Source organism: Micromonospora humida (genome assembly GCF_016901255.1).
In the GTDB taxonomy this organism is placed as follows: domain Bacteria; phylum Actinomycetota; class Actinomycetes; order Mycobacteriales; family Micromonosporaceae; genus Micromonospora; species Micromonospora wenchangensis.
The window spans coordinates 121,310-136,492 of the sequence record NZ_JAFEUC010000003.1; the positions used below are offsets into that span (position 1 = coordinate 121,310).

Genomic DNA, 15,183 nt, shown 5'->3' on the forward strand with positions numbered 1-15,183 from the left:
GCGGTCAGCGCGTCGTCGTCCACGGCAGCCGAGCCTAGCGAGGACCCGGCCGGGCCGGTCAGCCGGCGGCCGCCGCCGCCGCGCGACCGGCGGTACGGCCGGAGAACAGGCAGCCGCCGAGGAAGGTGCCCTCCAGGGCGCTGTAGCCGTGCATGCCCCCGCCGCCGAAGCCGGCGACCTCGCCGGCCGCGTACACCCCGGCCAGCGGTTCGCCGTCGGGACGCAGCACCCGGGCGGACAGGTCGGTGTGCAGGCCGCCGAGGCTCTTGCGGGTCAGCACGTGCAGTTGCACCGCGATCAGCGGGCCGGCCGCCGGGTCGAGCAGCCGGTGCGGGGTGGCGACCCGGATCAGCCGGTCACCCCGGTAGCGACGGGCCCCCCTGATCGCGGCGAGCTGGGCGTCCTTGCCGAACGGGTGGGCGATCTCCCGGTCGCGCGCCTCGACCAGCGCGGTCAGCGCGGCGGTGTCGAGCTGCGGACCGTCGGTCTCGGCGGCCAGCTTGTTCATCCCGGCCACCAGCTCGGGCAGCGAGTCGGCGACGACGAAGTCGGCCCCGTGCCGCTTGAACGCCTCGACCGGGCCGGGCGCCCCCGGCCGGACGCGTTGCAGCACCTGCCGGACGCTGCGGTTGGTGAGGTCGGGGTTCTGCTCGGAGCCCGACAGCGCGAACTCCTTCTCGATGATCTTCTGGGTGAGCAGGAACCAGCTGTAGTCGTGGCCGGTGGCGCGCAGGTGCCGCAGGGTGGCCAGGGTGTCGAAGCCGGGGAACAGCGGTGCCGGCAGCCGGGCCCCGGTGGCGTCGAGCCAGAGCGAGGACGGGCCGGGCAGGATGCGGATGCCGTGCTGGGGCCAGATCGGGTCCCAGTTGCGCAGCCCCTCGGTGTAGTGCCACATCCGGTCCGGGTTGATCACCTGCCCGCCGGCGGTCTCGGTGATGGCGAGCATCCGGCCGTCGACGTGGGCGGGGACGCCGGTGACCATCCGGGTGGGCGGGGTGCCGAGCCGGGCCGGCCAGGCCCGCCGGACGAGGTCGTGGTTGCCGCCGATGCCGCCCGAGGTGATGATCACGGCCTGGGCGTCGTGCTGGAAGTCGCCGACGACCTCCCGGGAGCTGCTGCACCCCCGGGGCGCGTCGTCGGGGGCGAGGAGCGCGCCGCGTACCCCGGTGACGGCTCCCGCGGTGGTGACGAGTTCGTCGACCCGGTGCCGGAACAGCAACGTCACCCGGCCCTGCGCGACGGCCTGCCGGACCCGCCCGGCGAACGGCTCGACCACGCCGGGGCCGGTGCCCCAGGTGACGTGGAACCGGGGCACCGAGTTGCCGTGCCCGTGGGCCGCTCCCCCGCCCCGCTCGGCCCAGCTCACCACCGGGAAGACCCGGTGACCCATCGACCGCAGCCAGGCCCGCTTCTCCCCGGCGGCGAAGTGCACGTACGCCTGCGCCCACCGGCGCGGCCAGTGGTCCTCGGGCCGGTCGAAGGCGGCGCTACCGGTCCAGTCCTGCCAGGCCAGCTCGACCGAGTCGCGGATGCCCATCCGCCGCTGCTCGGGCGAGTCGACGAAGAACAGCCCGCCGAACGACCAGAACGCCTGCCCGCCGAGGTTGTGCTCCGACTCCTGGTCCAGCAGCAGCACCCGACGGCCCGCGTCGGCGGCCTCGGCGGCGGCGACCAGACCGGCCAGGCCGGCGCCGATCACGATGACATCCGTCTCCATGCGCCGACCCTACGTAGCGCGGTGCCAAAATGATCCGTGCCGGGGTGCAGTATTCACCAGCGGAATTGTCACCCGGATGACAAAGGATGGCCGATCGTGTCCGACGCCCTGCTCGACATCGAGCCCGGTCTCGCCGGTCTCGCGCCGTCGGTCGGCGACCACCTGCGGGGGCTGCGCGGACCGCTGCACGAGCGGATCCTCGCCACCGTCCGGGCCGCGATGGCCGCCCAGGGCCGGTCGTTGACCGGTGGGCAGGGGCAGGGCCTGGCGCTGGGCGTGCAGACCGCCGTCGACACCTTCGTCGACGCGGTCGCCGACCCGGCCCGGGAGCTGACCGGAACCCGGGAGGTGTTCCACGCCCTGGGGCGCACCGAGTACCGCGAGGGGCACCGGGTGGACGCGCTGCGGACCGTGCTCACCCTCGGGGCCCGCGACATCTGGGCCTTCCTGGTGGAACACGCCACCGGGCCGGCCGGGCCCGGCGGGCCCGCCGCCACGCCGGCCGGCCCGGCCCCGGCCGACCTGTACGTGATCGCCGGGGCGTTGTTCGGCTACGTCGACGCGCTGGCCGGGGCCGCCGCCGAGGGGTTCCTCGCCGAGCAGCGGGACACCGCCCAGGACTGGGCCACCACCCGACGCCGACTGGTCACCCTCCTCGTGCAGCCCGATCCGCCGACCGGGGCGGTGCTGCACGCCGCCGCCGACGCGGCCCGCTGGCCGTTGCCGGCGACCGTTGCCGTGTTCAGCGTCGAGGGCACCGACGCCGAACACGTGGCCCGGGGCATCGGCGCGGGCGCGCTGGCCGCCGTCGTCGGCGACGCCATCCGGGTGGTGCTGCCCGATCCCGGTACGCCGGGACGGTTCGACCGCGCCCGGCAGGCGCTGGTCGGACGACGGGCCGCGCTCGGGCCGACGGTGCAGCGGCAGCAGGCGCGGCTGTCGTACCGGCTGTCCCGCCGGGCGCTGACCCTGCACCAGCAGGGTGCGCTCGGCCCGGACCCGGTGGTGTCCTGCGACGACCACCTGCTCACCCTGCTCACCGCGTGGGAGCCGGGCCTGGCCGGGCACCTCGCCGGCACGGTGCTGGCCCCGCTGGCCGGGCTGCGGCCCACCACCCGCCGGGCCCTGGCCGAGACCCTGCACGGCTGGCTGCGCCGGCAGGGACAGGTGGTCGCCGTCGCCGAGGACCTGCACACCCACCCGCAGACCGTCCGCTACCGGATGCGGCAGCTACGCGGCCTGTTCGGCCCGGCCCTCGACGACCCGGACGCCCGCCTCCTGCTGACCCTCGCCCTGCACCAGCGCCCGACCGGTGAGCCGGATCGTTCCGGCGACGGTTGAACCATGTGACCACGAAATACGAACCACTGTGCGTGCGTACCACCCGTTCCGCCGTACTGCTGGGGTTACTCCTCGCGCTGCTGTCCGTACCGCTGACCCCGGCGACCCCGGCCGCAGCCCACGCCGCGCTGGTCGCCACCAGCCCGGTCCGCGACGCCGTGATCGGCTCCCCACCCGGGGAGGTGGTGCTGGTCTTCAGCGAGTCGGTCTCCCCGGTCATCGGCCGGGTGCAGGTGCTCGGCCCGGACGGGCGGCGGGTCACCGCCGGGGAGCCGGTCGCGGACGGGGCCACCCTGCGCATCCCGGTCCGGGTGCCGGACCGGCCGCTCGGCACCTACCTGGTCAGCTACCGGGTCATCTCGGCCGACAGCCACCCGGTCGCCGGCAGCTTCGCCTACTCGGCCGGTGCGCCGTCGGCGACGCCCCCGGAGCCGGTGAGCGTCGACGAGCGCCCCTCGGGCGGGTGGACCCCCGCCGCCCGGTACATCGGCTACCTGGGCCTGGTCCTGGCGATCGGCCCCACCCTGTTCGGCGCGGTGCGCTGGCCGCGCCGTCGCCGCCGTCGCGCGGTGACCGCCACCGGGTACGTCGGTCTCGCCCTGGTGGTCGTGGGCACCGCCGGGACGTGGGTGGCGCAGGCCGCGGACATGGTCGGGGTGCCGGTCGGCGACCTGTCGCGTGGTGACCTGACGGCGGTGGCCGACAGCGACATCGGGCCGTTGCTGGGGGCCCGGCTGGCGCTGGCCGCGATCGCCGCCGGGCTGCTGGCGGCGGTGGCCGCAGGGCGGGCCGGGCGCGGCCGGCGGGTGGCGCTGGCGCTGGTGGGCCTGGCCGGGATGGTGACCTGGCCGCTGGCCGGGCACCCGGTGGCCTCGCCCCTGCCGCCGGTGAGCATCCTCGCCGACGTGGTGCACCTGGCCGGGATGAGCGTGTGGCTGGGCGGGCTGTTCACCCTGGCGGTGTTCCTGCTGCCCGGCACCCACCGGCGGGTCCTGGGCCGGATCCTGCCGGCCTGGTCGCGGTGGGCGACCGTCGCGGTGGGGTGGCTGGTCGCCTCCGGCGTCGGGCAGGCCGCGATCGAACTCGGCCGGCCCGGCGCGCTGGTCGGCACCGCGTACGGTCGGCTGCTCTGCGCCAAGGCGGCGCTGCTCGCCGCCGTGCTCGGCGTCGCGGCCTGGCAGCGGCGGGCGGTGCGCGCCGGCCGGGCCGCCGACCGGCCGGGCCGGGTCGCGTGGGCCGCCGGGGTGGAACTCGCCGCCACGGCGGTGGTGCTGGCGCTGACCGCCGTGCTGGTGCAGACCCCGCCCGGCCGGACCGCCGACACGCAGGCCGCCCGCGCCACCCGCGAGGGCGTCGCGCAGACCCTCACCAGCGCCACCTACACCCTCCAGTTCGACATCTACCCGGTCCGGGTGGGGGTGCCGAACTCGCTGCACGCGTACGTCTACACCCCGCAGGGGCAGCCGCTGCCGGTGGCCCAGTGGACGGTCAGCCTCGCCCTGCCGGCGGCCGGGATCGAACCGATGACCGTGCCGGTGGACACCCCGGAGCCGCACCACGGCAGCGCCGAGATCAGCCTGCCGGCGCGCGGGGACTGGACGATCCGGTTCACCGTCCGCACCAGCGACATCGACCAGGCCACCGTCACCGCGACCGTCCCGGTCCGCTGAGCGACGGCCGACCCGGCCGGGGGTACGGGGTGGCCGGGCCACCGTCCCTTACGGTTCGCCGGGCCGATCGGCTAGCCTGCATCGGCCCGGGTGTCCCCGGGCGGAGGGAGGACACCATGACCACACCGACATCCCGGCACGTCGCGCAGGAGCGGGACGCCGCCGATCCGCTCGCCGGCCTGCGGGACCGGTTCGTGGTCGACGACCTGCTCTACCTCGACGGCAACTCGCTGGGCCGGCTGCCGGCCGCCACCGGCGACCACCTGACCGGCCTGGTCCGTGGCGGGTGGGGCACCGAACTGGTCCGGAGCTGGCCGACCTGGATCGAGTGGCCGCGCCGCATCGGGGACCGGATCGCCGCCCACGCGCTGGGCGCCCGCGACGGCGAGGTGATCGTCTCCGACTCCACCTCGGTCAACCTCTACAAGCTGGCCGCCGCCGCCCTCGACGCCCGGCCCGACCGACGGACGATCCTGGCCGACGCCGAGGAGTTCCCCACCGACCGGTACCTGCTGGAGGGGCTGGCCGCCCAGCGCGGGCACACCCTGCGGCTGCTCCCCTCCGACCTCGACGAGGGGCTGGACCCGGACACCCTGGCGGCGGCGCTGACCGAGGACGTGGCGCTGGTGGTGCTCTCGGCGGTGTCGTACCGCTGCGGGGCCCTGCTGGACGTCGCGGCGGTGACCGAGGCGGCCCGCCGGGTCGGCGCGCTGGTGCTGTGGGACCTGTCGCACGCGGTCGGCTCGGTGCCGCTGGACCTGACCGCCGCCGGGGCCGACCTCGCGGTCGGCTGCACCTACAAGTACCTCAACGGCGGCCCCGGAGCGCCGGCCTTCCTCTATGTGCGGCGGGAGCTGCAGGAGTCACTGCGGCAGCCGATCTGGGGCTGGTTCGGCCAGCGGGACCAGTTCCGGATGGGTGCCGGCTACGATCCCGCGCCCGGCCCGGAGCGGTTCCTGGTGGGCACCCCGCCGGTGCTCGGGATGGCCGCCCTCGACCCGGCCCTGGACGTGCTGGCCGACGCCGGGATGGACCAGGTGCGGCAGAAGTCGCTGCGGCTCGGCGAGCTGATCATCGAACTGGCCGACGCCTGGCTCGTCCCGCACGGCTTCCGGCTCGCCTCGCCCCGCGACCCCGCCCGGCGCGGCGGGCACGTGTCGCTGCACCACCCGGAGGCGTTGCGGATCTCCCGCGCCCTGGTCGACGCCGGGGTCGTCGGCGACTACCGGGTGCCGGACCGGCTGCGGCTCGGCCCGGCGGCGCTCTACACCCGTCACGTCGACGTGTGGGACGCGATGGACCGGCTGCGGGACATCGCCGAACGGCGGGCCTGGACCGGGGTGCCGGCGGAGCCGTCCCGGGTCACCTGAGCCGGACCCGGGCAGTTCCCGGATTCTCCCCGCCCCGCCGCCGACTTCGTACCAGCATGTCGGGTGGAGGCGGGGGGTGGCGTGGAGGTCCTGGTCCTGATCGTGGTGCTGGCCGCCACCGTGCTGGTCGGCACCACCATCGGCGGCCGGTACCGGGTCGCCCCGCCGGTGCTGCTGATCACCATGGGTGGCCTGCTGGCGCTGCTGCCGCCGCTGTCGGACGTGGTGCTCGAACCCGAGGTGGTGCTGCTGCTCTTCCTGCCGGCCGTGCTCTACCGGGAGAGCCTGGTGATCAGCCTGCGGGAGATCCGGTCGAACCTGCTGGTGATCGCCTCGTTGGCGGTGGCGCTGGTGGTGGTGACCATGGTGGCGGTGGCGCTGGTCGCCAAGGGGCTGGGGATGAGCCCGCAGGCGGCCTGGGTGCTGGGCGCGGTGCTCGCCCCGACCGACGCGGCGGCGGTGGCCGGCCTGGCGAAGCGGATGCCCCGCCGCATCCTGACCACGCTGCGGGCGGAGAGCCTCGTCAACGACGGCACCGCGCTGGTGCTGTTCTCGGTGACGGTCGGGTTGATCGTCGGTGGCACCGCGCCGGGGGTGTTCGGTTTCCTGGGGCGGTTCTTCGGCTCGGCCGCCGGAGGCGTCGCCGCCGGTCTGGTCGTCGGCCTGGTCGTGGTGCTGATCCGCCGCCGGTTGGACGACCCGCTGCGCGAGGGCGCGCTGAGCGTACTCACCCCGTTCGCCGCGTTCCTGCTCGCCGAGGTGGTGCACGCCAGCGGGGTGCTCGCCGTCGTCGTGGCCGGCCTGCTGCTGTCGTACGCCAGCCCGAGGATCATCCGGGCCCGGTCCCGGGTGTTGGCGTACGCCTTCTGGGACCTGTCCACCTTCCTGATCAACGGGGCGCTGTTCGTGCTGCTGGGGATGCAGATCCCCCGGGCGGTGAACCACGTGACCAGCACCTCGCTGGTGCGGTCGGTGGCGATCGCCGCCTCGGTCACCCTGATGGTGGTGGTGGTCCGGCTGGTGTGGTTGCAGCTGTTCTCCTACGGCCTGCCGGTGGTGGGCCGGGGCGCCACGGTGAGCCGGCGGGTCCGGGTGGCGGCCGGCTGGGCGGGGTTCCGGGGGGCGGTGTCGCTGGCCGCCGCCCTCGCGGTGCCGGTCACCACGGTCACGACGCACACGCCGGTGCCGGAACGGGATCTGATCATCTTCTGCACCGCCGTGGCGATCGTGTCGATCATGCTGGTGCAGGGCACCACCCTGCCGGCGGTGGCTCGCTGGGCCGGGCTGCGCGGGGACGAGGCACGCGGGGACGAGGTCCGGCACGCCCGCCGCCGGGCCACCGAGGTGGCGTTGGCGGCGCTGCCGGGCGTCGCCTCCGACCTCGAGGTCGACGGCACGGCGGTGGACCGGTTGCGTGCCGACTACCAGCGTTACCTGGACCTGGTGACGGAGTCCGGTGGGGGGCCGGAGGCCGACCGGGCCCAGGAGTCGGACACGCGGCTGCGGCTGGGGGTGCTGGAGCACAAGCGCCGCGAGGTGACCCGGCTGCGCGACAACAACGAGATCGACGACAGCGTGCTGCGCGAGGTGCAGGCGGCGCTGGACATCGAGGAGATCCGCCTGCTCGGCCCGCAGACCGAGGACTGAGCCGGTGTGCCGCCGACGGTCCCGGTCGGCGAAGGGCGTGCCCGGCGAGATCACCCTGCGGGCGGGGTGTCAGCCGGGCGGCGGCGGGCACTCGGGAACGGCGATCGAGTTTCCGGTGAACAGTCCCAGGTGTGGATGGCCGGAGAAGATCCGGACCGCCTCGTCGTGAGAGTCCGCCTCCACGATGGGGTAACCCGTCATACCGTCGGTGAAGTCCTCGACCCCCTGCGCCGTGACCAGCTTCTTCGCGAACAACGGAGCGCCCGGGTCGACGAGAGCCCGCTCGTTGGCCTGCGCCCACGATGCCCAGGCGTGGAGGAACTCGGTCTGCTGCTGTTCGCTGAGTGCGGCCTTGCCGGCCTCGTCGGCCGCGCCGTTGAAGAGCGCAGGGAACCTGCCCATCCCCGCATCGTAGCGGCGGCCGGCCAGGCGTACCTGCCGCGCCTCGCGGACCCCGGGACGCGGGCGGAGCGTTCAGCGGCTACGAGCACGGACATGTCACCGGGACGACCAGCGTCGTTGAGCAGCACGTAGCCGGCGAACTTCCCAGCTCTCGACCGCAACTGTCCGATCACTGAATGCTGATCGGGTGTGGCTCGTAGGACAACCGTCCTTCCGGCCAGGAGCCGCACCCGCGTCCGGCGCGCCGGTCTTGCTGCCCGAGCACCGTCGCGCCCCGTCTAAGGAGGACCGGGTGGACAGTGTGCAGGGTGAGCCGGCGCCGAGTCGGGGCGAGCAGATCCAGGCCGCGGAACACGAGGCGGCGAAGCAGCGACTCCTCGCGCAGGCCGAGGCCGAACGGATACCGGCCGAGGAGACGACCCGGGCGCTGCCGGACCGACGGTGGCGTCACGGGCAGTAGCGGACCGTCGCGGGCGGGGTGCGTCCGTTCCCGGCGGCGGCATCGATTGACAGTCGTGCACGGGCGGGGTTACGGTGCGCCCAGGAAAGCGCTTTCACGCACCGTTGCCCACCTCCACCCCGTCCCCGGAGGTTCATCCGCCATGCGCAGAAGCCGCCGCCTGCCCGCCCTCGCCGTCGCGGCACTCACCACCGCGCTGCTCGCCCTCACCCAGCTCGGCGGCGCACAGGTCGCCCATGCCGCCACCCTGTTCAGCGACGACTTCGCCGACGGCGACCTCGCCGGCTGGTCGAGGTCCGGTGGTTCCTGGGCGGTGGCCGCCGACGACAGCCCGGCGTTGCAGCAGGCCAGGGCCGACACCGGCGACGCCCGGCTGTTCGCCGGCAGCGCCTCCTGGGCCGACCAGGCCGTCCAGGCCCGGGTGAAGCCGCTGACGCTGCCCGGCAACGGCATGGTCGCGCTGCTGGCCCGCGCCAGCGGCGCGACCAGCTACTACCGGCTCGCCCTGCACGCCGGCGACCAGGTCCGGCTGGAGGCGGTACGCAGTGGCCGGGTCACCCCGTTGGGCACGGTGTCCCACCCGGTGACGGTCGGCGACTGGCACACGCTGCGGATCGAGGTCGCCGGGACGGTGGTACGCGGCTGGGTGGACGGCGTCCCCGTCGGGGCGGGCACCGCGACGCTGACCGCGACCGGCCGGATCGGGGTGCAGACCGGCAACGCCACCGCCCGCTTCGACGACGTGCTGGTGACCCGGGGTGAACCCGCGCCGACCAGCGCACCGCCGAGCCCCACCGCCACCCCGACCGGCGCGACGCCGACCCCCACCGCCACCCCGTCGGACACCCCGTCGCCCACCGGCCCGACGCCCACGCCCACCGGGCCGGCGCAGCGGTCCTCGGTGGTCGCCCCGGACGGCAGCGGGGACTTCACCAGCGTGCAGGCGGCCGTGGACGCCGTGCCGGTGGGCAACGCGAGCCGGTACACGATCACCATCAGGCCGGGCACCTACCGGGAGACGGTGGCGGTGCCGGCCGGTAAGCCGTACGTGTCGTTCGTCGGGTCGACCGGGGACCCCCGGGACGTGGTGATCGTCTACGACAACGCCTCGGGCACCCCGAAGCCGGGCGGTGGCACGTACGGCACGTCGGGCAGCGCCTCGGTGACCATCGACGGCAACGACTTCACCGCCCGGCACCTGACCTTCGCCAACGACTTCGACGAGGCGGCGCACGACTACAGCGCCGAGCAGGCGGTGGCCGTGCTGACCCGGGCCGACCGGCTGGTTTTCGACGACGTACGGTTCCTGGGCAACCAGGACACGCTTTACCACAACAGCGCCTCCGCCGACGCTGTCGGTCGGGCGTACTTCCGGGACTGCTACGTCGAGGGCGACGTCGACTTCATCTTCGGCCGGGGCACCGGGGTCTTCGACGGCTGCGAGATCCGTTCGCTGGACCGGGGCTCGACCAGCAACAACGGCTACGTCACCGCCGCCTCCACGATGATCGGCAACCCGTACGGCCTGCTGTTCACCGGCTGCGCCCTGACCACCGACGCGGCGGCGGCGCAGAGCGTGCACCTCGGTCGGCCGTGGCACCCAAGCGGGGACGTCAACGCGATCGGTCAGGTGGTGTTCCGTGACAGCGTGCTCGGCGCGCACGTGAAGGACTCCCCCTGGACCGACATGTCCGGCTTCTCGTGGCGCGACGCCCGGTTCGCCGAATACCGCAACAGCGGTCCCGGGTCGACGGTCACCGCCGACCGGCCACAGTTGACCGACGCGCAGGCCCCGGACTTCATCCCGCAGCGCTACCTGGCCGGCGTCGACGGCTGGAATCCGATCCCCTGAGCACCCGTGCCGCCGCCGGCCACGATCCGCCCGTGGCCGGCGGCGGCGCGGACCCGACGGCAGCCGGGCATTTACATTTAACAAACTTAACTGATAGCCTCCCCGCCATCGACGAGGAGGTATGTCATGCGACTTCGACCAGGGACGACGGCCGTGCTGGCCGGCGCGGTGCTGCTCGCCGCCGCGCTGCCCGCCGCGAACGGCGTCGCCGCGCCGGCCACCGTCACCGCCGGCACCCTCGCGGCCTGCTCCGCACCGGCCTGGGCCGAGGGCGTCAGCTACCCGGCGGGCACCCGGGTCAGCTACCTCGGCCACCTCTACGAGTCGCTGGTGACCCACACCCCGCCGGCCGGCGCCGGCTGGAACCCGGCCGCCGTGCCGGCGCTCTGGCGCGACCTCGGCGTCTGCACCGGCACCCCCTCCCCCACCCCGACGCCCACCCGGCCACCGTCGCCGACCCCCACCCCCACCCGGCCCCCGACCCCGACACCCACCCCCGGCACGACCACGCCGCCGCCCGACGGCACGGGCTGCGCGCTGAAGTCCCGGCCGGCCGGCAAGGTGCTCCAGGGCTACTGGGAGAACTGGGACGGCGCGGCCAACGGCGTCCACCCGCCGCTGGGCTGGATACCGATCACCGACGCCCGGATCACCGGGCACGGCTACAACGTGGTCACCGCCGCCTTCCCGGTGATCCGCGCCGACGGCACGGTGCTCTGGGAGGACGGTATGGACGCCACCGTCCGGGTGCCCACCCCGACCGAGATGTGCCAGGCCAAGGCCGCCGGGCTGACCCTGCTGCTGTCGATCGGCGGGGCCACCGCCGGCATCGACCTCGGCTCGGCGGCCGTCGCGGACCGGTTCGTCGCCACCGTCGTGCCGATCCTCAAGCGGTACCACTTCGACGGCATCGACATCGACATCGAGACCGGGCTGACCGGCAGCGGCGACATCACCCGGCTGTCCCCCTCGCAGTCGAACCTGATCCGCATCATCGACGGGGTGCTGGCCCAGATGCCGGCCGGCTTCGGCCTGACCATGGCCCCGGAGACCGCCTACGTCACCGGCGGCAGCGTCACCTACGGCTCCATCTGGGGCGCGTACCTGCCGGTGATCAAGCGGTACGTCGACAACGGGCGGCTCTGGTGGCTGAACATGCAGTACTACAACGGCAGCATGTACGGCTGCGCCGGTGACTCGTACCCGGCCGGGACGGTGGCGGGCTTCACCGCCCAGACCGACTGCCTCAACGCCGGCCTGGTCGTCCAGGGCACCACCATCCGGGTCCCGTACGACAGGCAGGTGCCCGGCCTGCCCGCGCAGCCCGGCGCCGGCGGCGGCTACCTCGCGCCGGCCTCGGTGGCGCAGGCGTGGAACACCTACCGGGGCGGCCTCAAGGGGCTGATGACCTGGTCGGTGAACTGGGACGGCTCCAAGGGCTGGACCTTCGGCGACAACGTCCGCACGCTCCAGGGACGCTGAACCCGACGGGTCGGGGCCCCGCCCGCAGCGGGGCCCCGCCCGGCGGGAGCATTCCGGGAATGACAGCCGACCCCGTACCCGCGCCGCCGATGACCTACCGGCAGGTCCTCACCACCCGCAACGTGCCCCAGCTACTGCTGTCGGCCTCGTTGTCCCGCCTGGCGTCCGAGATGCTGCTGTTCGTCGTCGTGCTCTACGTCCTCGCGCGGTTCCGTTCCCCGGTCCTGGCCGGGCTGGGCGGGTTCTTCCTGACCCTGCCCGGCTTCCTGGTCAGCCCGATGGCCGGCGCGCTGCTCGACCGGGTGGGTGCCGCCCGCGCGGTCATCCTGGACAACCTCGTCAGCGCCGTCCTCATCGGTCTGATCGCGCTGGCCTCCGCGGGTGGCCGGCTCACCCCCGCCGTGTTGCTGACCCTGCTGGGGCTCTTCTCGTTGACCAGCCCGCTCAGCGCGGGCGGGATCCGCACGCTGATCCCCCGGTTCGTGCCCGACGACGCCTACGACCGGGCCAACGCGCTGGACCTCAGCACCTACTCGGTCATCGAGGTCGTCGGTCCGTTGGTCGGCGGTGCCGTGATCGCGCTGATCGGCCCCGACCCGGCGCTGGTGCTGGTGGTCGCGATGTACGTCCTGGCCGCGCTGAGCCTGCTGCTGCTGCGAGGGTCGGCCGCCGAACCGCCCCGGACGGAGCGCCGGCACCTGCTGCGCGAGGCGTGGGAAGGCGTCAGTTATCTCGTCCGCGACGCCACCCTGCGCGGGCTCGCCCTGTCCTACTCCTGCTACCAGGTCACCTTCGGCATCCTCGTCGTGGCGGTGCCGGTCTCGGTGGCCCAGCGGGTCGGCGGCGCAGGGCACACCGAGCAGTACGCCGGCGCGCTCTGGAGCCTGGTGGGCCTGTGCGGTGCGGCCGGTGCGCTGGCCGCCGGACGACTGCTGCGGGCCGGTCGCGAACGGCTGCTGCTGATCGTCACCACGGTGCTGTCCGCCGTCGCGATCTACCCGCTGGGCGCCGTCGCGACGCTCGCCACCCTGGCGGTCGGGCTGGCGCTGTTCGGCCTGCTGGAGGGCGCCCTCAACGTGGGTGTGCTGTCCCTGCGGCAACGACGGACCGATCCCGCCCGGCTGGGCCGGATCATGACGGTCTCCATCAGCGTCAACCTGATCGGGTTCCCGGTCGGCACCGCGCTCGGCGGGGTCCTGGTCGAGCGCTCCGGTTCACTCGCGTACGCGGTCGCGGCGGGCTTCGCGCTCCTCGCGGCGCTGTGGGGCGCCCTGGTCATCCCCCGCGAGCCGGCCGGGACGCCCCCGGTCAGAGCCGGGCACCCACGTCGACGCCGCTTGCGGGGCGCAGGAAGTCCGACGTCGGGACGGATCCGTCGGCGGCCCGGGGGCCGGTGACCGTCGACGGGTCGGTGCTGGCCAGTGGCCAGGTGCCGCCGAGGTCCCAGGAGTTGCCGCCCCCGGTCGAGGAGCCGGGCGACACCTCCGGGGAGTTGCCGACCGCGAGGTTGCGGTGCAGCTGGGAGGCGGACCGGGAGACGTCGAAGCCGGCCTTGCCGTTGCGCCACGCGGTGTTGCGGTCGAAGACCAGCGCGCCCGGGTTGCCGTTGTCGATGAAGCCGCCGGCCGAGTTGCCCCAGGCCATGCTGTTGCGGGTGACGTGGTCGACGGCGGGGCGGGGATCGTTGCCACCGCCGTGCTTGAAGCCGTTGCCGTCACCTGCGTAGTCGGGCAGGTCCCAGTAGTTGTAGCCGTTGTCGTAGGCGACGCTGTCCTCGATCAGGATGGGCGACAGGAACAGCCAGGCGTCGAACCCGTCGTCGGAGTTGCGCCACAGCCGCGCGCCGCGTACCTGGTTGTCGAGGCCCGAGCCCTCCTTGATGGCCAGCCCGTCGGCGCTCTCGCCGTTCTTGCGGGGGTCCCGGTTGCCGTAGCTGTCCAGGTTGACGATCCGGTTGCCGCTGGACGCGCCCTGCAGGTGCAGGCCGGACTCGTAGTTGTCCCGGGTGACCAGACGCTCGTACCTGCCGTAGTTGGTGTCCACCCCGAAGATCCCGTACGGGCCGTGGACGATCTCCAGGCCGACGAACCGCCACCAGTCCGCCTCGACGTGCAGCACACCCCGGTCGGCGCGGGGGATGCTGGCGCCCACCGCGGCCGGCGTGTACGGCATGTTCTCACCGTCGATGACCACCTTCTCGCCCTGGTAGTTCATCAGGGTGATCGGGTGGTATCCGGTGCCGTCCTTGAGGATCTTGATGGTGCTGGTCGGCGCGTAGGTGCCGCCGCGCACCGCGATCGTGGTGCCGGGCTGGGCCAGGTCGTGCGCGCGTTGGATGGTGCGCAACGGCCGGGCCAGCGTCCCGGGGTTGGCGTCGTCGCCGTCGGTGGCCACCACCAGCACGACGGTCCCGGGCGGCGGCACGGTGGGTGGCGGGGTCAGCGGTGGTGTGGTGGCCGGCGGGGTGCTGCTCGGTGGCGGGGTGTCGTTGTGGACCGGCGGTGTGGTCGGCGGGATGTCGACGTTGCTGACCAGGACGTCGTCGAAGGACGCCGACGAGTATGTGGTCTGCACCCCGATCCGGCCGGCCCCGATCAGCGGGTTGGTGACCTCGCCGACGAAGACCCCGTCGACGCGGCCCCGCACGGTGCCGCCGGTGACCTCGACGGCGAGGGTGTGCCAGGTGCCGGTGGCCACCGGGTGGGAGATGCCGGCCAGCACGGTGACCGTGCCGCCGTTCACCGCCTGCAACTGCGCCTGGTCGCCGGGCAGCAGCGCCAACCGGTAGTAGCGCGTCGACCCGGCCGCGCGGGCCAGCAGGCCGACCTGGCTGCCGGGGCCGAGGCTGAGGCTGAGCGGCTTCACCCGGGCCTGGACGGTGTAGTCGGTCCAGCCGGCGTTGCCGGCGAAGAGCCGGGCGTTCCCGCTGCCCGCGTCGGACTGCCGCAGCGCCGGGGATCCGTCGGTGACGACACCCCACGTCCCACCCGACCGGGACCAGCCGACGGTGTCGCCGTCGGTGAAGTCGTCGCTGAACATGGTGGCGGCCGAGGCGGTGGTGGCCGGCCCGGCCAGGAGGGCGGCCGTGGCGGTGAGCACGGCGGCGACCAGCGGGGCCAGCCGGCGCAGCGGGGACGGGCGCATGGGGCGTACCTCCGGCGGGGTGGGCGGCGCGGAGCAAGAATGCGCTTTCCGGACGATACGAGAGGGCATCGACATCCGTCAACCTGGCAGGGTCGACC

11 protein-coding genes are annotated in these 15,183 nt (G+C 74.2%); 8 read left to right on the forward strand and 3 right to left on the reverse strand.

The annotated features are described in order from the left end of the window. Positions 1-58: 58 nt before the first annotated feature. The gene (locus tag JQX11_RS07585) at positions 59-1,717 is read right to left on the reverse strand and encodes an FAD-binding dehydrogenase (protein ID WP_204924272.1); all 1,659 of its coding nucleotides are present in this window, start codon (positions 1,715-1,717) and stop codon (positions 59-61) included. Between the two features lie 96 nt (positions 1,718-1,813). Here JQX11_RS07585 and JQX11_RS07590 point away from each other — a divergent pair, with 96 nt between their 5' ends. The 4 genes from JQX11_RS07590 (at position 1,814) to JQX11_RS07605 (ending at position 7,745) form a co-directional block, all read left to right on the forward strand. Next, the gene (locus JQX11_RS07590) at positions 1,814-3,058 is read left to right on the forward strand and encodes a PucR family transcriptional regulator (RefSeq protein WP_204924273.1); all 1,245 of its coding nucleotides are present in this window, start codon (positions 1,814-1,816) and stop codon (positions 3,056-3,058) included. A 5-nt stretch (positions 3,059-3,063) separates the two neighbouring features. Beyond that, positions 3,064-4,728 carry a copper resistance CopC/CopD family protein gene (locus tag JQX11_RS07595; protein ID WP_204924274.1) on the forward strand — a complete coding sequence of 555 codons (1,665 nt, stop codon included), beginning with the start codon at positions 3,064-3,066 and terminating at the stop codon, positions 4,726-4,728. 116 nt (positions 4,729-4,844) lie between these two features. Further along, entirely contained in the window at positions 4,845-6,098 is a 1,254-nt protein-coding gene (gene kynU, locus JQX11_RS07600; protein ID WP_204924275.1) for a kynureninase, read from the forward strand. An 81-nt stretch (positions 6,099-6,179) separates the two neighbouring features. After that, positions 6,180-7,745 carry a Na+/H+ antiporter gene (locus JQX11_RS07605; protein ID WP_204924276.1) on the forward strand — a complete coding sequence of 522 codons (1,566 nt, stop codon included), beginning with the start codon at positions 6,180-6,182 and terminating at the stop codon, positions 7,743-7,745. 69 nt (positions 7,746-7,814) lie between these two features. On the opposite strand, the gene JQX11_RS07610 is transcribed toward JQX11_RS07605, so the two are convergent. After that, positions 7,815-8,147 carry a YciI family protein gene (locus JQX11_RS07610; protein ID WP_204924277.1) on the reverse strand — a complete coding sequence of 111 codons (333 nt, stop codon included), beginning with the start codon at positions 8,145-8,147 and terminating at the stop codon, positions 7,815-7,817. Positions 8,148-8,439: 292 nt separating this feature from the next. Between JQX11_RS07610 and JQX11_RS07615 the strand changes: the two genes are divergently transcribed. The 4 genes from JQX11_RS07615 to JQX11_RS07630 all read left to right on the forward strand — a co-directional run bounded on the left by JQX11_RS07615 (position 8,440) and on the right by JQX11_RS07630 (position 13,338). Next, positions 8,440-8,607: a hypothetical protein gene (locus tag JQX11_RS07615; protein ID WP_204924666.1), complete on the forward strand. Its 168-nt coding sequence runs from the start codon at positions 8,440-8,442 to the stop codon at positions 8,605-8,607. 142 nt (positions 8,608-8,749) lie between these two features. After that, positions 8,750-10,459, forward strand: coding sequence for a pectinesterase family protein (locus tag JQX11_RS07620; RefSeq protein WP_232377460.1), 1,710 nt, complete (start codon positions 8,750-8,752; stop codon positions 10,457-10,459). Between the two features lie 126 nt (positions 10,460-10,585). Then, the gene (locus JQX11_RS07625; protein ID WP_204924278.1) at positions 10,586-11,941 is read left to right on the forward strand and encodes a carbohydrate-binding protein; all 1,356 of its coding nucleotides are present in this window, start codon (positions 10,586-10,588) and stop codon (positions 11,939-11,941) included. A gap of 59 nt (positions 11,942-12,000) precedes the next feature. Next, complete coding sequence (locus JQX11_RS07630) at positions 12,001-13,338, forward strand: MFS transporter (protein WP_204924279.1); 1,338 nt, start codon at positions 12,001-12,003, stop codon at positions 13,336-13,338. Here JQX11_RS07630 and JQX11_RS32980 read toward each other — a convergent pair. Next, complete coding sequence (locus tag JQX11_RS32980; RefSeq protein WP_269756805.1) at positions 13,250-15,085, reverse strand: right-handed parallel beta-helix repeat-containing protein; 1,836 nt, start codon at positions 15,083-15,085, stop codon at positions 13,250-13,252. The two genes, JQX11_RS07630 and JQX11_RS32980, sit on opposite strands and share 89 nt — an antisense overlap. Positions 15,086-15,183 lie beyond the last annotated feature (98 nt).